The organism is Myxococcales bacterium, from assembly GCA_012517325.1.
Lineage (GTDB): Bacteria > Lernaellota > Lernaellaia > Lernaellales > Lernaellaceae > JAAYVF01.
Window position 1 is genome coordinate 98,862 of sequence record JAAYVF010000085.1, and the last position, 20,611, is coordinate 119,472.

12 protein-coding genes are annotated in these 20,611 nt (G+C 67.8%); 7 read left to right on the forward strand and 5 right to left on the reverse strand.

The window, feature by feature from the left end:
* Positions 1-2: 2 nt before the first annotated feature.
* The 7 genes from GX444_14955 to GX444_14985 are packed head-to-tail and all read left to right on the forward strand — an operon-like array spanning position 3 to position 13,908.
* On the forward strand, positions 3-1,373 hold the full coding sequence (locus GX444_14955; GenBank protein NLH49878.1) for an O-antigen ligase family protein: 1,371 nt from the start codon (positions 3-5) through the stop codon (positions 1,371-1,373).
* On the forward strand, positions 1,370-2,734 hold the full coding sequence (locus GX444_14960; protein NLH49879.1) for a hypothetical protein: 1,365 nt from the start codon (positions 1,370-1,372) through the stop codon (positions 2,732-2,734). The genes GX444_14955 and GX444_14960 overlap by 4 nt, the downstream gene beginning before the upstream one ends.
* Entirely contained in the window at positions 2,721-4,379 is a 1,659-nt protein-coding gene (locus GX444_14965) for a glycosyltransferase (protein ID NLH49880.1), read from the forward strand. Before GX444_14960 ends, GX444_14965 begins: the two co-directional genes overlap by 14 nt.
* A complete protein-coding gene (locus GX444_14970; GenBank protein ID NLH49881.1) occupies positions 4,379-9,007 on the forward strand; it encodes a glycosyltransferase family 4 protein in 4,629 nt (1,542 codons plus the stop codon). Before GX444_14965 ends, GX444_14970 begins: the two co-directional genes overlap by 1 nt.
* Positions 9,004-11,340, forward strand: coding sequence for a methyltransferase domain-containing protein (locus tag GX444_14975; GenBank protein ID NLH49882.1), 2,337 nt, complete (start codon positions 9,004-9,006; stop codon positions 11,338-11,340). Before GX444_14970 ends, GX444_14975 begins: the two co-directional genes overlap by 4 nt.
* Positions 11,337-12,857 (forward strand): hypothetical protein, encoded by a 1,521-nt coding sequence (locus GX444_14980; GenBank protein NLH49883.1) that lies wholly within the window; start codon positions 11,337-11,339, stop codon positions 12,855-12,857. The genes GX444_14975 and GX444_14980 overlap by 4 nt, the downstream gene beginning before the upstream one ends.
* Positions 12,835-13,908 carry a glycosyltransferase family 4 protein gene (locus GX444_14985; GenBank protein NLH49884.1) on the forward strand — a complete coding sequence of 358 codons (1,074 nt, stop codon included), beginning with the start codon at positions 12,835-12,837 and terminating at the stop codon, positions 13,906-13,908. The genes GX444_14980 and GX444_14985 overlap by 23 nt, the downstream gene beginning before the upstream one ends.
* Here the strand turns inward: GX444_14985 and GX444_14990 are convergent.
* From GX444_14990 to GX444_15010, 5 genes are all read right to left on the reverse strand, one after another.
* Entirely contained in the window at positions 13,905-15,380 is a 1,476-nt protein-coding gene (locus tag GX444_14990; GenBank protein ID NLH49885.1) for a radical SAM protein, read from the reverse strand. The genes GX444_14985 and GX444_14990 overlap by 4 nt on opposite strands.
* Positions 15,371-16,933: a radical SAM protein gene (locus tag GX444_14995; protein ID NLH49886.1), complete on the reverse strand. Its 1,563-nt coding sequence runs from the start codon at positions 16,931-16,933 to the stop codon at positions 15,371-15,373. Before GX444_14995 ends, GX444_14990 begins: the two co-directional genes overlap by 10 nt.
* Before the next feature lie 154 nt (positions 16,934-17,087).
* Complete coding sequence (locus tag GX444_15000) at positions 17,088-18,104, reverse strand: radical SAM protein (GenBank protein NLH49887.1); 1,017 nt, start codon at positions 18,102-18,104, stop codon at positions 17,088-17,090.
* Complete coding sequence (locus tag GX444_15005; GenBank protein NLH49888.1) at positions 18,101-19,342, reverse strand: ABC transporter ATP-binding protein; 1,242 nt, start codon at positions 19,340-19,342, stop codon at positions 18,101-18,103. The genes GX444_15000 and GX444_15005 overlap by 4 nt, the downstream gene beginning before the upstream one ends.
* On the reverse strand, positions 19,339-20,559 hold the full coding sequence (locus tag GX444_15010; protein NLH49889.1) for a radical SAM protein: 1,221 nt from the start codon (positions 20,557-20,559) through the stop codon (positions 19,339-19,341). The genes GX444_15005 and GX444_15010 overlap by 4 nt, the downstream gene beginning before the upstream one ends.
* Positions 20,560-20,611: the final 52 nt, after the last annotated feature.

Genomic DNA, 20,611 nt, shown 5'->3' on the forward strand with positions numbered 1-20,611 from the left:
TTATGGGCCAGCATGAACGCGATCGGACTTTCTCAGCGATCCTCGAATCGCTGGTCGCGGCGATCGTCGTTCTGTCGGTTGTGCTCTTCGGCGGCAAAGGCCAGCTCTATTCCAGCCTGCTGAATCTGCTGGGTTTGTTGTTGCTGGGTTTGACGGTGACTCTGCGCCGGCGGCGCGGCGAGCCGCGGCCCGTCTCGCGCCAGCGGCACGTCTACCAAGAACCGTGGGCCGCGTACGGCCTGCTGGTCGCCTTTCTGCTCGTGCAACTCGCGCAACTGGTTCCGTTGCCGAGCCTGGCGGTGCGCCTGCTGGCCGGTTGGCGGCCGGACGGCTATTTCGCCCGGTTGACCCCGTATCCCGAGGCCACGATCCGGTCGTTTCTTTCCTGGATTCCGCCGTTCGCGGTGTTTGCGGCCATCACCGCTCTCTACCACACGCGTCATGAAGTGCGGCGGCTCACGATCGGCCTGTTCCTGCTCGCCGCCGCCGTTTCGCTCTACGGCATCGTTGAGACGATCAGCGGCCGCGAAGCCATCTGGACGGTGGCGAAACTGGCCTATCGCGGCAGCGTCACCGGCACGTTCATCAATCGCAACAATTTCGCCGCTTTCGCGGCGCTGGGCCTGGGCGCGGGCCTGGGGCTGATCTTTTACCGCTTGTGGAAGACGGGCGGCACGCCGAGGCAGGAAGGCGGGATCGAGCGGCTGGTGCTGCTGGTTTTTACGGGCGTGATCTGCCTGCTGGGCATTTTGTTGTCCCGCAGCCGCGGCGGCTTGGCCGGGCTGGTCCTGGCCGGCTTGCCGGTGGCCTGGTGGCTCGTCGGCCGGCGCTATCACAAGGCGTTCACCCTGCTCGCGGCCGTGATGGTCGTGGTGACGATCGGCATGGGGTTGTGGATCAGCCAGGAACCGTTGACGCAGCGGTTCAACACCTTGCCGGAAGAGGCGGGGGCGACAGATTCGCGGCCGGCCGCCTGGTGGACGAGCTTGCGGATCGCCGCGCGTGGGCCGCTGCTGGGCGTCGGGGCCGGCACGTTCGTCGACCAATTCCGCGTGACGCCCGAGACGGGCGTCTTGGTGCGTTACAATCACGCGCATTCCGATCCGCTGGAGTTTCTGGCGGAAACGGGGTTGATCGGGTTTCTGGCGTTTTACGGCGGGATTTTCTGGACGATGTGGGCGGCGTGGCGCGCGCTGAGCCTGCGCCACAGCCGTTTTTCCCGGGCGCTGACGATCGGCGCGCTGACCGGTCTGACGGCGGTCTTGTTTCACGGGCTGTACGATTTTCCGCTCCAGATTCCGGGCGTCCGCATCCCGTTTTTCGCCCTGCTCGGCGTGGCTTACGTGGCCGCCAACCGGAGGTTGACGCGATGAGCCGGTCGCCGAACCGATCGCTTTTGTTAACGACGATTTGGAGCCTGCTCCTGGCGGTGCTGTTCGGGAAAGCTGGCGCCGTCTTTCTCTCGAGCGTGCCCGCGCACGAATTGACCATGGAACGGCGGATGTTGCGCGAAGCCGGCAAAACGCCGTCCCCCGAGCATTTGATCCACGAATGGTCCAGCCTCTCGCGCGCGCTGTACTGGTCGCCGGGCGATGCCGATTTGTGGTTCCAACTGGGCCGCAATCTGCACCGCGTCGCCTTGGCGGATGTCCCGGTTCCCAAGAGTTACCTCGGCGAGATCGGCGCTTTCCTTTCGTTGCCCGCGCCGCAACAGCCGGGCGATCAGCGCGAACTGCTGCTGACCGGCGCGATCGCGGCCTACGACCGGGCCGTCGCGGCCAACCAATTGGTGTCGGGCGCGCGCTTCTGGCGATTGGCGGCGCGGGACGCGATCGCCGCCGACAAACCCGAACCATGGGAAAACGACCTCAAACCGGCGGTGCAAAAGGCGCTGGAGTTCGATCCGAACGATCCGGCGGCCTGGCGCGCGGCCGGTGAAATGGCGCTCCGGCACGACGATCCGGATGCCGCGGTGCTCTGGCTCAAAGGGTCGCTGACCGTGAAATTGGACGGCCTGGAGCGGGTCGCCGAAACCCTGCTGACCCTACCCGAGGGCAGTCGGCGTTTCGGCGAGGTCATCCCGGAAAAGGCGGAAGCCTGGAAGCGGCTGGCGCGCTATCTGTTCACGCAATGGCGGGTGCCTTCGGCGGTCGAGGCGTTCGACCATGCCATGCGTCTGGCCGGCACGACCGCGATCCGGCCGCCGGAAGGGGAAGCGGTTTCCGACGGCGATTTCGCGGACGATTCCGAACGCCTGCTGCATCCCTGGCGCATCGAGGCCGCACGCGGCGTGAAAACGATCCGCCGGGTGGAACAGCGCCAGCTCGAGGTGGTCTTTCAACGGGGACCGGCCAATTGGTACCATGTCTGGCAAGAAGTGGCGGTCGAGCCGGGACGGAACTATCGGTTGTCGGCCTCTTTGCAGGTCGACGGTTTTTCCCCCGATGAAACGTTCGGGGTGGAAGCGGTGCATCCCTACGAGATTTCACTGTTCGCCGCCAACGCGCGGTGTTACGCCGCCGCCGGCCCCTCGTACCGCCAGCCGTTGCCGGTGAGCGACGGCCGTTTTGTCACCGTCGAAACGACGTTCCGGGCGCCGGACGGTGTACGGGTGCTGATCGTCCGGCCGCGACGATTCGGCGGCGACGAAAAAGCGAGCGGCACGCTCCGCATCCGCGCCGTGTCCCTACGGCAGACGGCCGAGCCGGAGGATTCCGCCGTTGACCCGAGTTAGCGTCGTCATCCGCACCTACAACGAAGCGGCGCACATCGAGGCGACGTTGCGCGCCGTCCTGGAGCAGCGCGAGGTCGAGCCCGAGGTCATCGTCGTCGATTCGGAAAGCACCGACCGGACGCGGGAGCTGGTCGCGGCGTTTCCCGTTCGGTTGATCGTCATCCCGAAAAAAACCTTTTCTTACGGCCGCGCCCTGAACGCGGGCTTCGCGGCGGCGACCGCTCCCTTCGTCACCAGCCTTTCGGCCCACGCCTTGCCGTTCGACCGGCACTGGCTGCGCAATCTGGTGCGGCCCCTGGCCGATCCCCTGGTCGACGGCGTGGTCGGCAAGACGCTGCCGCACCCGGATTGCAACCCGTTCGACCGTCGCGGACTGTTGCGGCAATACGGCGTCGTTTCGGGTTACCTGTGCGACGGGCGGATTCCCGGCTTTTCCAACGCCAACAGCGCCGTTCGGCGCGCCGCCTGGGAAGTCGAGCCGTTCGACGAGACGCTGCCGTATTCCGAGGACGTGCGCTGGGCCCGGCGGCGGCAGGGGCTGGGCCGTTACCTGGTCTACGCAGCGGACGCGGTGGTCTACCACAGCCACAACGAGACGCCCGCCGAATTGCGCCGGCGTTTTTGGGGTGAAAGCCGCGCCCGCGAAATCCTCGATCCGCACAATCCGCGCTACCGCGGCACGGCGCTCGCCTGGGACCTGACCGCCGGAACGCTCTACGATTGGTGGACGCTGGCCCGCGAGCGGCTGCCGTGGCATTGGTGGCCCTTCGCCTGGCGGCGCCGGGCGGCCATCAACGCCGGGCGCTACGCCGGTTCGCGCGGCATCCAATTGTCGGCCGAGGGGCGTCTGTGGCCCAATCTGCTGCGGCGCGCCTGGTTGCGCCCCCTGCGTTTTCTGGGCTCGCTGGCCGGCCGCCTCGCGCCCTATCTGGTGGTCTGGACCCGCAAACATCCGCGACCGTTGCATCCGAAGCACCTGCTGGGCGAGCGCGAGGATCATTACTGGTACGCGCCGGAATTGGCGGGCGGCGCCCGCGCGCTCGATGTCGGTTGCAACGTCGGCGCGCACTCGCACTTCGCCGCGCGGCAGGGTCTGGCGGTCGTCGGCATGGACGTCGATCCGCGGGCGCTGGGCCACGCGCGGTTTCTGCTGGGCTGGGAAAAAATGCGGCGGGCCCTGGTCGTCCAGGCCGACGCCGACCGGACTTTTCCGCTGGCGGACGCCGTGTTCGACCGCGTACTGGCCTTCGACGTGATCGAGCACATTGCCGACCCCGTGCATTTGCTGGCCGAAATCCGGCGCGTGCTGACGCCTGACGGCCTGCTCCTGCTGACCGCGCCGAACGCGGAAACGACCTGGAAAAAACGCTACCGCGCCGCCGGCCTGCCGTTTTTCGCCGACGTTTCGCACCGGGTGGAATACACGCGCGCCGGCATCGAGAAAACCCTGAACGAGGCGGGCTTCGCGGTGCTGCGCGACGAACCGATCGTCGCCGATACGCCGGCCGCGCCGTGGTACGATCTGCTCGGCGCGATCAGCCTGAAACTTTATGCCCGGCTGGCGGCGAAAAAGCGCCGGGCGGCCCTGGCCCGGCCCGCGGACAGCACCGGTTTCCGGCTGGTGGCGCGAAAGGTCGGGAAGTGATGCACGTCGCGCTGCTGACCGATTATTTCGTTCCCCACGCGCCGGGCGGTGCGGAGTGGAGCGCCCTGGCGTTGGCCGAAGGCCTGGCCGCGCGCGGGGATCGGGTTTCGGTGGTGACGCTCGATCTGGCCGACGCCGCCGCGCGACCGGCGGTCGAGCGCCTGGACGGCGAGCTGGCCGGGCGCGGCATCCGGGTCGAGCGGTTGCCCTTCGGCCGGAAAATGAGCGGCGAACCACAGACGTTTCCCAGCTACGTTTTCGGCAATCCCTGGACCGAACGGCGATTGTCCGGGCGCGTCGCGGCCGCCGTGGCCGCGTTACGACCCGACGTGCTGCACGTACAGGGCCTGGGCCTTTTGATTCCCGGCCACTTCGCCGCCCGCGCCCACAACCGACCGCTCCTATTCACCGTGCGCGATTACCGGCCGCTCTGCCCGGTCGCCATTTGCCTCCATCGGCAGGACGCGCCGCCGCGCGGTTGCGACCGTCGCCGCTTTCGCGCCTGCACCCGCGAGTACCTCGAGATTTACGGCCTGGCGCTGTCGGCCGCCGCGCGCCTCCGTTATCGGCTGCGTCGCGAGTTGGAATGGTCGGCGCGGCTGCGGCAGGCGCGCGTGTTTCCGGAACTCGACGCCGCGGTCTTTGTTTCCGCCGCCGCGCGGCAACATTACCTGGCCGCCGGAATGACCGCCCGCCACCTGGCGGTGATTCACAATCCGCCGGTGCCGGAAAGCGATTTTGCCGATCCCGATGAGTTGCGCCGCCGCTTCGGCCTGAACGGCCCGGTCGCGCTGTTCGTCGGCCGGTGGTCGCTCGGCAAGGGCGCGGCGGAAATGAGCCGCGCCTGGGATCTGGTGACGAGCCGGCTGCCCGCCGCGCAGCTCGTGATCGTCGGCCGCCGCGAGTCCGGCGAAACGCCGCTGGACGGCCGGGTCGTGTTCACCGGACCGCTGCCGCATCGCGAGGTGTTGGGGCTCATGCAGGCCGCCGCCGTGCACGTGCTGCCCTCGCGTTGGCCGGAGCCGTTCAGCCGCACAGCGCTCGAGGCCATGGCGGCGGCGCGGCCGATCGTCGCCACGGCGGTGGGCGGCAATCCGGAACTGGTGCGCGACGGCGAAACGGGCTGGCTCGTGCCGCGCGGCGATCCGGCGGCGTTCGCTTCCCGGCTGGCGGATTTGCTGGGCGATCCGGAACGGGCCGAGGCGATGGGCGCGGCGGGACGGGCGCGCCTCGGCGCGGAGTTATCGGCCGAAAAATCGCTGGCCGAATGGCAGGCGCTTTACGCGGCGGTCGCCGAACGGCGCGGGAAGCTGCTGCGCGTTTGCGCGCCGGCCACCAGCCTGTCGGAAAAAACCGTGCAGGGCGGCGGCTACTTCCACGTCAAGAATCTGCAGGCGCTGGCGGCGCGGGGCGTCGCGCTGCGCATCCCGCTGGCTTTCCGTCCCGAATACGAGCCGCGCGAAAATTGGGATGTGCGGCCGATTCCGGTGCGCCGCGCCTACAAGCTCGGCGCGCTCTTGTCCAACCTCGTTTTCGGCGGCGCGGTCGTCGGGCAAGCGGCGTTTCGCCGGCGATTCGATTTGCTGCGGATCGGCGACCTCTACCACATGGGGCCGGGGCTGCTTCTGGCGGCGCGGCTGTGCGGCCTGCCGACCTGCGGCGTCCTGCATCACATCGATCACGAGCGCCGCCTCGAAAACGCGGTGGTCGGTTGGACGGCCCGCCGGCTCGATTGTCTGACCGTGCCCAGCCGCGCGACCGCCGCGGACGTGGCACGCACCTTCGGCGTCGATCCGCTGCGGATTCGCGTCATCGCCGAAGGAGCGACGATTTTCGCGGGCGCCGCGGCCGACCGGGCCGAGGCACGGCGGCGGCTGAATCTGCCGGACGGGCCGCTGCTCGGCTTTGTCGGCGGTCTGGAAGCGCGCAAGAACGTCGATTTTCTGCTGCGGGCGTTCGCCCTTCTGGCGGCGCAAATTCCCGCTGCGCGGCTGCTGGTGGTCGGCGACGGTTCGCAACGCGCCGCGCTGGAGGATCAGGCCCGTGCGCTGGGCGTCGGCGATCGCGTAGTCTTCGCGGGGCGGTTGTTCGAGGAAGGTAAGGCCAACGCTTATCGCGCCATGGACCTGTTCGTCTTTCCGAGCCGCAACGAGGGATTCGGGCTGGCGGTCGCCGAGGCGATGGCGATGGGCGTGCCGCCGGTGGTCAGCGACCGCGGCAGTTTGCCCGAGGTGGTCGTCGATCGCGTCACCGGGCGCGTGTTGTCGCTCGACGATCCGGCGGCCTGGGTGGCGGCCTGCGGCGAACTGCTGCGCGACGAAAGCGAGCGGGCCCGGCTTGGCGCGGCGGCGCGGGAGCACGCGGCGACGAACTTCACCTGGGAAGCGAGCGCGGCGGATGCCGAAGCGGCGTTTCGCGCGGTGCTGGCCGAAAAAAAGGAAATCAACCTCGGCGTGCTGCTCAACTCCGGCGATTCGCTGGCCGTGATGAAGCGCGAGGGGCAGGAGGATCGCTTCGTGCGCTCCTACCTCGGGCGGTACGCCGCCTCGTTCGACCGGGTTTACGTGTTCTCGTACGGCGACGACCGCTTGCGGCCGTATCCGAACGCCGTCTTCGTGCCCGGACGGCCTCGCTGGAAAGGCCCGCTCTATGCGGCGCTCGCGCCGTTTCTGCACGCCGCGACCTTCCGCCGGCTGGCGCTCTTGCGCGTGATGCAGACCGGCGCGGCCTTGCCCGCCGTGCTGGCGCGCCTGCTGTACGGCGTACCGTTCGTCGCGACGTACGGCTATCGCTACGGCGACTTCATGCGGGTCAAGGGCCGCCGGCTTTACGGCTGGTACCTCGACCGGCTGGAGCGCCTCACGTTCCGCCTCGCCGCGCGGGTGATCGTGACCACGCCCGCCTTGCAGGCGCACGTGGCGCGCTTCGCCACTCCCGAAAAAATCGCGCTCTTGCCCAATGGCGTCGAACTAGATCGCTTTTGTCCCGGCGAGCGGCAGGAATCCGCGGCGAAAAAAACCTTGCTTTTCGTCGGCCGCCTGACCGCGCAAAAAAAATTGCCCCTGTTGATTGAAGCGCTGGCGCCCTTACGCGATCGCGTCCGGTTGATCTGCGTCGGCGCCGGCGAGGAGGAAACCGCTTGGCGGCGCCTGGCCGCCGAACATGGCGTGGAGGTCGATTGGCGCGGCGTGGTGCCCAACGAACAGTTGCCGGAAATTTATCGCCGGGCCGATCTGTTCGTTCTGCCCAGCCGCGTCGAAGGGCATCCGAAAGCGCTGCTCGAGGCGATGGCCAGCGGCCTGCCGTGCCTCGGAGCCGCCGCGCCGGGCATTCGCGACGTCCTCACGCATGACGTGGACGGCTGGCTGGCCGAACCGGACCGGGACGCCTGGCGCAAGGCGGTGGAACGGTTGCTGGACGACCCGGCGACGGCGCGCCGCCTGGGAGACGAGGCGCGGCGGACGGCGTTGTCGCGGTACGATTTGAAGGCGGTGCTGGACCGGGAAATCGAGTTGCTGTGCTCGGTGGTTCGCGGGCGGACCGGCCGGCCGCGCGTGCGCTTCCTGTTCAACAAGCCGCGCGCGGCGATGCTGGCGGCGGCGCGCGAGGGGCGGTGCCCCGACGAGTTGCTTTACGGCCTGCGATCGCTGCAGAAACGGGGTTGGGACGCGAGCGCCGGCGACGAGGGTTTCGCCGCTTTCTTCGGCGGCGGTCTGCTCAAGGCGCTGGACAACCGGCTCAGTTGCGACGGCCGGCGGACCGGTTTCCATTTGCGGCAGGCCTGGCGGCTGCGCGACGAACTGCGCCGCGCGGATGTCGTGTTCGCGACCGCCGACAGCTCCGCGCTGCCGGTCTTGTGGCTCAAGCGGCTCGGCCTGCTGACGACGCCCGTCGTCTGCGCCAGCATCGGGCTGGCCGAAACGTTCGCCGCCGATCGCGGCCCGGTATATCGTTGGTACAAGCGGCTGTTGCCGCTGGCTTCGGCGATTCTGGTCTATTCGCCCGCCGAGGCCGCGGAACTGGGCGCGGCGTTCGCCTTGCCGCGCGAGAAGGTGCGCTTCGTGCCGTTCGGCGTCGAGTGCGAATTCTTCGCCGGAACCGCCGCACCGGTGGGCCGCCCGTTGGCCTTCGGCCTGGATCAGCGACGCGATTGGCCGACGTTGTTCGCCGCTCTGCGGCAGGCTGAAATCGAAATGGATGTCCTGACCAACCCGGATTTGCTGCGCGGCCTGACGCCGCCGCCCCAGGCGCGGCTGGCGGCGCCCGAGCCGATCGACCGCCTGCGCGACCGCCTGCGCCGCGCGCCGTTTGTGGTGTTGCCGGTGAAAGAGAACCTATACAGCGGCGGGACGATCAGCCTGTTGCAGGCGATGGCCGCCGGCCGTGCGGTGATCGTTTCGCGGACCCGCGCCATCGCCGACGGTTACGGCCTCGCCGATGGCGAAAACTGCCTGCTCGTGCCGCCCGGCGATGTCGCCGCCCTGGCCGCGGCGATCGCCCGCCTGGCGCATGATCCGTCCTTGGCTGCGCGTTTGGGCGCGGCGGCGCGGGATCACGTCTGCCGGCATTATTCCGTCGAGCGGCTCGCGGCGGCCGTCGATGCGGCCCTGCGGGAGGCGATGCCATGATCCGCCGGCTCGCCGATCGCTTCGACGTGGACCTGTCCTACTACCTGTCGGGCGGTTCGCTGCTGCTCATCGACCAGGGAGTCGGCATGGTCACCGGCCTGGCGACCGCCTGGTGCTTCTCGACCTACGCGCCGAAGACGACCTACGGCGCCTACGGCTACATCGGCGCGATCGTCGGCATGCTGTCGCTGATCGCCTTGCCGGGCGTCAGCCAGGCGATTCAGCGTTCGGCGGCGCGCGGCTTCGACGGCGCCTTCGCGATCGGCATGCGCCAGCGCCTGAAAGCGGGCGGCGTCGCCAGCGTGATCCTGCTGCTGCTCGGGGCGATCTTTTTCCTCAGCGGCCAGCAGGCGAACGCGGTGGGCGCGCTGGTGGCGTCGGTCCTTTTCCCCTTCGCCTACGCGATGGATGATTACCGCAGCGTGCTGTTCGGCAAGCAGCGCTTCGGGTTGTACCTGGCGCTGCACACGATGTTGCAGGTCGCGGTGGCCGCCGGGACGATCGCGGCGATCCTGCTGTCGTTTTCCTTCCCGGCGATCCTGTTCGCCAACATGGCCTCGCGGGCCGTGGTCAACGGCGCCTGGTGGCTGGCGGTGCAGAAGACGGTGATCGCCAACCGCAAGGTGGACGCCGATTTTCGGCGTTACGGTTGGAACCTCAGCCTCGTGGGCATCGTCGGCGGCATCAGCTATCACCTGGATCGCGTGATCGTCGGCGCGACCCTCGGCCTGGAAACGATGGCCGCCTACGAGTTGTCGTTCCGCCTGACCGAGCCGTTGCGCTCGCTGGGCGTTTTTCTCAACAAGCTGGTGTTTCCGCGCGCGGTGAAAGTCTCCGGCGCGGCGGTGGCGCGACGGTTCTTATCGCGCACGTTCATCATGAGCGCCGGCCTGGCGGGCCTGGGCGTGATCGGCGTCTGGCTTTGCGGGCCGGCGATCCGCCTGGTGTTTCCCAATTACCCCGAGGCGATCGGCATGACGCGCTGGATGATCTGGTCGGCGCTGATCTCGATTGTGCTGATCTACCTCGAAACCTATTACCTGGCGCAGGAACGTTTCGTCCGCACCTATTACGCGGTCAGCGCCTTGCGGCCGATCGGGATCATCGTCCTGCTGCCGTTTTTCATCGCCCGCTGGGGCGCCTACGGCGCGATCGGCGCCAAGCTGCTGGTCCGCGTGTTCGAGGCGGTTTTCCTGGTCGCCAAGCTGACCGCCGACTGGCTGCTGTTGTGGCGCGAGGAAGCCATCGAAAAGCCGGGTTCGTTGCCGCTCGGCCCGCAGGAATGGGGGCGCTGTCCGTTGTGCGGCGACCCCGCAACCCGGCCGCGCTGGACCGTCCGCGACCGCCTGCACGGCCTGCCGGGCCGCTTCTCGCTGGTGCAGTGCCGCGGCTGCGGCTTGCTGCGCCTGCAACCGCGCCTGACGGCGAACGCCGTCGGGCTTTATTACCCGCCGGATTACGGTGCGCACCGGCAGGAAAGGCCGGCGGCGCTGGGGCGGGGGCGCACGCATCGCTGGCGGCGGCTCTGGGTGGAATGGCTGCTGGCCGGCCGGCCGGGGCCGGGAGAAATCGGCTGGCGGCGCGCCGCGCTCACCTGGCCGGCCCGGCTGTTCGGGTTGACCGCGGCGGCGCGGTTCAATCCATTCGCGTATCCCGGCGAGGGCCGGCGCCTGCTCGACATCGGTTGCGCCAGCGGCGATTTTCTGGTGGAAATGCGGGCGCTCGGCTGGGACGCGAGCGGCGTCGAATTCGCCGAGAGCGCGGCGGCGACGGCGCGCGAACGGGGCCTGACGGTCACCGTTGGTTCGTTCCCCGAGGTGGCCGGGGCGCTGCCGGGCGCTTACGATCTGATCGCCATGCGGCAGGTCGTCGAGCATTTGTCCGATCCGGCGGCGGCGTTGCGGCAGGTCCGCGAACTGCTGGCGCCGAGCGGCGCGCTGTTGCTGGCGACGCCGCTGGCCGACGGCTGGCTGGCGCGCGCGGCCGGAAGATACTGGTATCCGCTCGACCCGCCGCGGCATACGATGGTGTTTGATCGCCGGCAACTGGCGGCGCTATTGCGGATCGCCGGTTTCCGGGTGGCGGCGCTGCTGGATCATTCCAGCACCACGTCCTGGACCCGCAGCCTCGACTATTGGCTGGCGGATCTGCCGTGGAACGCCCGCCCGCCGCGGGTCGACCGGTCGCGGCTGCTTCATCGGCTGCTGGCCGGACCGACGCGGCTGAGCGACTGGTTCGGGCGGGGTGACGGCGGTATCGTGCTGGCGGTGCGCGACGACGCGCCGGCGGCCGGCTGGGCGCCGCGCGAGATTCAGGAAGGAAGAGTGCGATGAGTCCGGGCGGTTGGCGGGATCTGGGCGGGGCGGGGCTGGAGCGCGGGTTGCGTTCGGCCGGCCGCTCGCTGGCCCTGATGCCGCGCCAGATCTTCGACGTCATCATCCTGCTGCTGGGCGCGATGGTGATGATCTACCTGTTCATCTACCGGGCGCCGTATTACGCCGTCGGTTTCGTCGTCGTGCTGTTCGCCGTGTTGTTTCTCATGCGCCAGCCGGTCAACCTCAGCTACGCGCTGTTCGCCCTGATCCCCGTCTACTGGATGAACCTGCTCGGCCAAAGCCTGCGCGTGGTGACGGTGCTGACGTTGATCGGTTTTACCTATCATCTCGGTCGTGCCGTCCTGCGGCGCCAGCGCGGTCTGTACAATACGGTTTACCTGGGCTTCCTGCTCTACCTGATCACCTGCCTGTTCAGCCTGTTCAATTCCGCCAGCATCGCGGAGGAAAGCTGGCCGGGCATCAAATATTTTCTGTTGGCGCTGATGCTGATGTTCGTCCTGACGGCGAGCCTCAAGACCGAGCGCGACCTGCGCATCCTGTTCTGGATCCTCTTGCTGTGGGGGCTCGTCGAATCCGTGTTGGGGCTGTTGCAGACGCTGGTTTCGCCGCGCTTCTATCTCGCGCAGACCTACCTGTCGATCATCGACGCCTACAGCGTCGGCGGGGTTCGCCGCGCGTCGGGCACCTTCCAGATCGGGCCGCGTTACGCGATGTACCTGATGGGACCGCTGGCGCTGGTGGTCGCCGGCCTGTTTTCGGGCCGGATCCTGAGCCGCCGCACCTGGTTGCTGTTTCTGGTGCCGCTGGTCGGCGGCGTGTTCGTCAGCCTGACGCGCATCGCGGTCGGCTTGAGCTTCGCCTATCTGGTGCTGTTCAATTTCTTCGAGCGCCGCCGCAAGGCGTTGATCGCCAGCCTCGCCGGCCTGCTCCTGGCCGCGGTGGTGGTGGCCACCGTGCTGGTCGTGCTGCCCGCCGACGTGAAGGGCGCGTTCATGCAGCGGTTCACCGAGAAAGACGACGAAATCTACACCGACCGGTTGTACTTCCTGTGGAACGCGCTGGGCGCCTTCAGCGAGCATCCGTTTCTCGGCATCGGCGTGGGCACCTACGAGGGCCGATCGTGGGAATTCATGCAGAAGTACCCGTTGCCGTGGCGGCAGTACCGCTGGGATGTCGCGGCGCAATGGAGCATGCCCGAGACGGTGCCGGTGCACAACGAGTACGGGCGCATGCTCGCCGAGCAAGGCCTGTTTTCGCTGCCGGTCTTTCTCTTTTTGCTCTGGGCGGCGTTTCGGAATCTGTGGTTCGTCATCCACGAGACGCAACGGCCGCTGGTTCGGCTGTGGGGCGTCGCCGTGGCGATGTACCTGAGTGCCATGGTGGTCTATTGGTATTTCCACGAGTATTTCATGGAGGAGCCCTATACCTCCATCATGCCTTTCGCGTTGAGCGTCATTCTGTACAATTTCGTCCGAAGGGAAGTGGCGGAACGTGCGAGCGGCGAAACGTCCTAAAATCCTCTTTCTGGCCAATTGGCCCCGGACGACGCGCGAACCCGAGCGGTTCGCGTTTTTCGCCCATTGGCGCAGCCGGCCGCTGGTGCGGTTCTTCGGCACATTCGCGCTCGGGCCGGTGACGCGGTTCGAGAAGCAAACGCTGCGTTTCTACCTGCTGCAACCGCTGGCGGCGTTGTTCCTGGCACCGTTTTACGACGCGGTGGTGGCGTTTTCCTCGCAGTCGGGCCTGCCGTTCGCGCTGTTGCTCCGGCTTTGTTTCTGGATGCGGACCCGGCTGATCGTTTTCGACGTCGAATCGTTCGGCCGCGCCGAACGCGGCGTCAAACTGGCGCTGACCCGCTTCGCCGCGCGCCGCATCGATTGGGTCGTTTATGCCGCCAGCGGCCAGGCCGCCTATTACGACCGGCATTTTCCGTTTTTAGCCGCCCGCCGTTCGTTCGTGCCGATCGGCATCGGCGGCTACGAAAAACGGCAGCCGGACGACGCCGGGCGCGACGGCCCGGTGGTCGTGCCGGGCAAGCACGGCGCCGCCTTTCGCGACTGGGCGACCTTTCTGCGCGCCGCCGCGACGATCGGCGACGCGGTCGAGTTTGTCATCGTCGGCCGCGACGAACTGCCCGCCGCCGAACGGGACGGCGTGCCGATTCCACCGAACGTTCGTCTGCTTCCTTACGTGCCGCTCGATCGCCTGCAGGAAATCCTGGAAACCGCGCGGTTCGTCGTCCTGCCGCTGCCGGATCGCGCCCAGAGCCTCGGGCAGTTGACCATCCTCTTCGCCATGGCCATGGGCCGCGCCGTGGTGGCGGCGCGGACGGTCGGCGTGCGCGATTACCTGCGCGAAGGCGAGACGGGCCTCGGCTACCGGCCGGGCGACGCCGCCGAACTGGCCGATTGCCTGCGCCGGATGCTGGCCGATCCGGACCGGACGATCGCCTGGGGCCGCCGCGCGCGCGAATTGTACCGCGAGGAATTCGGCGACGAACGGATGGGCCGCCGCTGGGAAGAGATCTATTGCCGTGTCGTGGGGCGGACACCGCCCGCCGATTAACCTAGGAAACGCCACAGGTCGTAGCGCTCCAGCAGTTCGTGGAGGCGCGCGTTGATGTCGTGGTTGTCGCAGTGATGGCACGCCTCGTCGTACAGGCGGCTGCCGTCGCGCAGGGTGACCTCGCCGGCGCCGCGCAGATTCTTGGCGGCCAGCCGGGCGCGCTGGTAGGCCGGGCCGCGCCAGAGGTCGGCGAACGGACCGTCGGCGAGCCGCGCCACCGGCTTCACGGTGCAGCAGAAGGACAGGTCGCCGTTCGATTTTGCCAGGCCCAGGGCCCAGCCGATGAAGCAGCCTTTTTCCACGAAAACATCGCCGGACCAGCGGTCGGGCCGGTTGCCGGCCTGTTGGAGCTGAAACGCGAGGCCTTCCCACAAGGATAATCCGCGGCGGCGGCAGCGTTCGGCGATCTCGGGCAATTGCGCGCGCAGCCGGGTCAGATCGTCGGCGGACAGCGCCAGGTCGCGGTTGTAATCGTCGATGCGCAGCAATTGGGCGCGAAACGCGTCGAATCCCCAATCGGCGGCGAGGTCGATCATCGCCAGAATTTCACGGACGTTGGGGCCGCAAATCACGTTGACCATCGCGGCGGTCGGTTGATTTTTCCCGCCGGCGCGCCGCCGGGCGAAGAAAGACCGCAGGTTGTCGCGCAAGGTCTGCCAATCCGCCTCGTCGACCGCGGCGTGCAGCGCGGCGTAGGTCCGCGGGGTCGCGGCACTGATCGTGCAGAACATTTCGTCGGCGCCCGAGTCGAGCACGGCCGCGGCGCGCGCCTCGTCGAGCAACAAGCCGTTGGTAAAAAAATTGACGCGCAAGCCGTGCGCCTTCGCCGTCCGGACCATGGCGTCGAAATCCGGGTGCAGCGTCGGCTCGCCGTTGGCCAGGATGGTGATGCCGTCCGTGCCCAGCCGGGCCAGATCGGCGACCGTCCGCGCGAATACTTCGAAAGGCAGTTGCTCGGCGAGGAATTTGCGGCCGGGACGGCGGCCGGGCGAGTGGATGTTGCAATAGCGGCAGCGGGCGTTGCAACGATTGACGACTTCGAAGACGAACCAGTGCGGCCCGATCAGGACCGTGTCGCAGATGACGCCCAGCAGACGCAGCAGGTCGGGCTCAGTGGCCGGGTTCGCCAGCCGGGAGACCTGCGCCAACAACGGGCGCAGCAGCGGATCGTCCACTTCGAAGCGGACGCCGTGCGGCGCGCCGAGGCGTTCCAGCAAGGCGAGATGCGTTTCGAACCGCTCGGCCAGGCTCGCGGCCGGATGCGGATCGAGCGAGGCGATGTCCGCCGTGCCGCCCCGGCGGGCGAGCGCCAGCGAGGTGATCGCCCCGGCGGCGAAGACGTTGCCCCGGCGCAACGCGACGCGCACCGCCTCCGCCGTGGCCAGTTCGGCGTCGGCCGCCGCGAACGAACCGGCGCGGCCGGCCAGACGGTCGTGCAGTTCGGGTTCGTGGCCGAGCAGCGTCACGGCCATGCCGGCGGCTCCCGGCGTAAAAACGGCCGCAAACCGTAGCGGTCCAGATCGGCCAGCGCCTGGTTGATGAACTCGTAATTGCCGCAGGAGTCGCAATCCGGCCCCAGCAACGGCCCGCCGCAGCTTTCGTCGGTCAGGTCGGGATTGACCGCCGCTGAAAACGCCTTGGCGGCCTGGCGTAATTTGCGGTAGCGCTCCGCGAACCACAGGTCGCGGAACCGGCCGCGCCGCAGCGAGCCGACGATCTTGTCGTGGCAGCAGAAACTGATCCGGCCGTCGGTGAAACTACGGCTGAAAAACCAGCCGGCCAGGCAGCCGCTGTTTTGATAGAGGTCGCGGCTCCACAAATCCGGCGTCGCGCCGTCGGGCCGCCCGATCACCTCGCCGATCCGGGCCAACTGAAAGTCGATGTTGGCGACGACAGCGATGCCGTGCCGTTCGGCGACGAGCCGCGCCCGCTCGATCTGGCGCCGCGCCTCCGCGTATTGCTCGGGGGTGATCAACAAATCGCGCATGCTATCACCGCACAGGTGCATCACCTGGTAGCGAACCGCGTCGACGCCGATCTCCGCCGCCAGGTCCATCGCGGCCTCGCACTCGTGCGCGTTCAGGCGGTTGATCACGTGCGCCATGATGAGGTAGGGCTTGTGGCGCCGCGCCCGCTTCTTTTTGACCAGGTCGGCGAACTGCCGGAGCATCGCGGCGTACTTTTCCGGACCGTGCGCCGGTTGCTGTCGCGCGAAGGTCGCGGCGGTGGCGGCCGAGAGCGACCAGTACAGAATGTTCAGGTCGGTTTCGACGAACAGGTCGGCGAACCGTTCATCGAGCGCCAGCCCGTTGGAAAAGACGGTCAGCGACAGATCCTTGCCGCGCACCAGCCGCACGAGCTCGGCGAAATTCGGATGCAACAGCGGTTCGCCCTCGCCGGAAAACAAAATGTCCTCGCGTGTGCCGATCGCCGCCAGGTCGTCGACTAGTTCGGTGAAGAGGTCGAGATCGACCAGCCGGGTCGCCCAGCCCTCGGTGAAGCGCCGGCCGCGGATCGGCTTTTTGGGCTGAACCAGGAGCGGCGAGTGCAGCCCGCAGAAAATGCAATTGGTGTTGCAGCGGTTCGAGATGTCCAGGTGAAAGGTGTGCGGGCCGATAAAGCAGCCGTCCGACACCGCGCCCAGCAGGCGCAGCAGATTCGGCCGGGTGGCCGGCGTCAGGTGGGCGTCGTAACGGGCCAGCAGTTCGTTCAATTCGGGCGACGGATCGGCGACGGCGACCGGCGTGCCCGCCAGGCGCGCGCGTAACTCCTCCAGATGCCGCCGGAACGGTTCGCCCAGTCGCTGATGGTCGGCGGGTTGAAAATCGGGCAGGGCGAGGCCGACGCCGCGTAGCGACAACGGCAGGCGGGCGGTCCGCCCCAGCCGCCAGAAGTTCGCCGGGGTCGGCACGAGCCGGGCCGGCGCGCCGTCGCGCAGCGCCGCCACCGCCGCCGCGAAGGCTCCGGCGCCCGCGAACGAATCGTTCTCGGCCGGGCTGTCGGCGTAGAACAGCGCTTCAGTCATCGGCGGCTCCGTCAACAGTCTGTTGAAAAAGGCCGTCCTGGCCTTTTTCAACCGCGCTCAACAAAAAGCGTGGTTTTTCTTTCGCTTCATTTTCGGCAACTTCGGAAGTTGCCGAAAATGGCGATCCATCCCTGGATCGCACGCCGGGTGTTTTTCAACACCCGTCTAAAAAGCGCTCGTGGGCGGCCGGCGTGAATACGCGGAACGCGCAGCCCGCGCATGGGAAATCGGCCGGACCTTCGCCCAGCGTCCATTGCCGCGCGGCGATCAGCGGCGGGGCGTTCCACAGCGTCAGCAGGTCGTCGGCGGGCAGCCGGCCCAACAGCACGCGCGGCAGCGGCGCGACGAACATCGCCGAACAGCAGCCTTGCACCCAGCCGTCGTGGCGCACGGCCAGCAGGCGATAGGGCTGCTCGCACGGCGCCGTACCGGATAAAGGCGGCAGAGCGAGTTCGACGTTTTTTTCGCGGGCGAGTCGCGCGGCTTGGGCGAAGACCGACGCGGCCCGGTCGGGAAAACGCAGCACGCTTTGGCCGGCCTGCCGGCGCGTGTAAATTTTTTGATGGTGGACCGCGACGAAGCCCGCGCCGTTGGCCGCGGCAAATTCGATCAGGCGCGGCAGTTCGTCCAGGTTGTCGATTTGCAGCGTCACGTTGAAGCCGGCCCTGGCGGCCGGCGCGAGGACGCGAAAGAACGTCAGGTTGTCGAGCACCTCGCGCAAGGTAACGCCGCGGCGGGCCAGCATTCCGCGGTCGTCGGCTGCGTCGACGCTCAGCAGCAACTCGCCCAACCCGACATCGGCCAGTTCGCGCGCTTTCTCGGCGGTCAAGTCGCCGCCGCCCGTGATCAGCACGGTATGACAGCCGGCGGCGGCCGCCCGCGCGACGATCGCCGCCGTGAGCGGCGCCAGCAGGGGCTCGCCGTAGCCGCCGACCAACACGCGCTCGGCGAGCGGAAAATGCTCGGCCAGGCGGTCGAGCAGGGCGGGAGTCAGGTCGCCGAGCGGGTTGGCGGCAGCGTCGTAATAGGATCGCGCGCAGGTCGCGCAACGCCGGCGGCAGCGGTTGGTCGCCTCGATTTGCAGCTCGACCGGCAGCGCCGTCAGGCGCGTCCGTCCCTGGGCGCGTTCGGTGGCCAGCAAGTCGGCGTTGCGGCGGCGCGGCTCGCTCATGACTCGTCCAGCTTGTCCAGTTCCCAACGATTGACAAGCCGCACAATGCCGCCGCCGTCCAACCGGGAGCTTTCCATTTTGATCACATGTAGGAACTGGCGGATGTCGTAAGGCGTTTTGACCAGGAAGCTCTGGTATTCGTCGGGCCAGATGCCGATGTTGGCGTAGTATTCGCCCTTGAGCAGGTTCATCTCTGGAAACGTGCAGCGCGCCTCGTAGCGGCCGAGCATCCGGCCGTAATTCAGATCATGCCGGTAGGTGTTGGTCCCGGCGGCCAGCAGGCCGTCGTTGCGCAGGAATTGCAGCCGCAGGCAGGGATTGTCGATTTCCTCGTCGGCCGAGAAGCGTACCCGCACGGTGAGCGGTGCGCCGCATTGGAACGTGTCGGTTTCGCGGCCGTCGCCGTCGAGAAAGGCCACGTCCAGAATGGTGACCTTGCCGAGGCGTTCGGCGCAGCCGTTCAGTTCCCGGTCGTTCACCGGCAGTGGCGCGGCATCGACCCGGCTGTAGCGTTCGTTGCACTCGCGAACGTACGCCGCGACGACGTCCTCGGTGCGGCCGAGCCGGCCGATGCGCCCTTCCTGCAAGAGCAGGATGCGATCGCAGAACGCCGCGACTTCCGACAGGTTGTGGCTCGAAACGATGATCGTTTTTTCGGTGTCTTTGAAGACGCGGATGGCGGAAATGCATTTGCGCTGGAACAGGTAGTCGCCGACCGAAAGCACCTCGTCGACCAGGAGCACGTCGAACGGCACGTGGATCGCCACGGAAAAGCCCAGGCGCACGGTCATGCCGGTGCTGTAGGTCTTGATCGGGTGGTCGATGCGGTCGCCGAGCCCCGAGAATTCGTGGATCACCGGAAACAGCGCCTCGGTTTGGGCGGTGGTCAGCCCGAGGAGGGCGCACTTGGTGAAGACGTTCTGGCGGCCGGAAAATTCGGGATTGAAACCGGTGGCCGGGTCGAGGATGTAGCTGACCTCGCCGTCGATTTCGATTTCGCCCGCGGTGGGGAACGACGTGCGCGCCAGGATTTTCAGCAGGGTGGACTTGCCGCTGCCGTTGTCGCCGATGACTCCCAGGCACTCACCTTTTTCGACGGTGAAATTGACGTCGTCGAGCGCCCGCTTGATCTCGTGGTAGCGGCGGTTGTTGAGCGTCAGCAGCTCCTTGAATTTCTGCCCGCGCCGACTGTAGATCTGATAATCCTTGGTCAGGTTGCGGACTTCGACCGCCTTCATGCGCGCTCCAGCAATGCGTTCCAGACGCCGGCCGCCAAGGCGCGGCGCCGGTACTGGTCGTTGAGGATGTAATTGTAGCAGTAATCGCATTCCTCGTCGCGCAGCCGATTGCCGGCCGGCAGGAGCAGGTTGCCGCCGCGGGGAAAGTCCAGAGCGGCTCGACGGGCCGCGGCCGATTCCGGGCCGTACCAATAATCGGCCAGCGACTGCCGGCGGGCGTCGCCGAGGAATTTCAGCCCGCAGCAAAAACTGATCGCGCCGTCGCGGCGGATGCGCAGCATTTCGAGTCCGGCGAAACACGGCCAGCGGTCGTAGAGGCCGCGGGTGTACAGTCCGCTTTCCGGCTCCACGTGGTCGAGCTGGAATTCGATGTTGTCGTGGATCGCCACGCCCGCCAGGGTGGCCAGCCGGCGCGCTTCGCGGATTTCCAGCCGGATCGATTCGATTTCCGGGGCGTCCAGGCGCAGCGGCCGCGCGGCCTCGTTGATTTCGGTGAGCTTGTACTGCACCTCGTCCGCGCCCAGCTCGATGGCGCGGCGGATCATCGGCAACACCTCGCGGACGTTGCGCTTGTTGAGTACGTGGATGATCCCGACCCGCGGGCCGCCCGGGCGGCGGGCCAGGGCGGCGATCGACGCCTCGATCGGCGCGAACAACTCCGGCGCCATTTCCGGCCGGAACGCGGCCCAGGTTTCGGCCGTGGCGGCGCTGAGCGAAAAATTGATCTGCGCGTCGGCGGCATCGGCGAACAGATCGACGACCTCCGCGGTCCAACCCAGGCCGTTGGTCGCCATTTCGAACCGCAACGGCGCCGCCTTGAGCGCCACGACCAGGTCGACGAAGCGGGTGTGGCACAGGTTTTCGCCGGCGCCGACGACGGTGAGCTGTTCGGCGCCGAGCGCGGCTGTTTCGTCGATCAGCCGCCGCGCCAGGTCGAAGGGCATTTCCTCGTCGCGCCACGCCTCGCGCCCCTGAATGTAGGGCGAATGGTCGCGGCAATAGACGCAGTTGAGGTTGCAGCGACCGACCACGTCGAGAATGACCAGACGCGGCCCGACTAAGGCCCGGCCCGCGAGCGCGCCCAGCAGGCGCCAATCGGCCCGGCGGTCGGCTTCCGGCCGGTTTTCGTCGGCCGCTTCCCGCAACAGGCGCCGCACCGCCGGGTCGGCGGGCAGGAGACCGGCGATTTCGTCGGGATTCGGCAACGGGCGGTTCATCGGGCCATTATAAAGCAGTTGGCAACGATTCCGAATCGGTATTTTCCAGCGG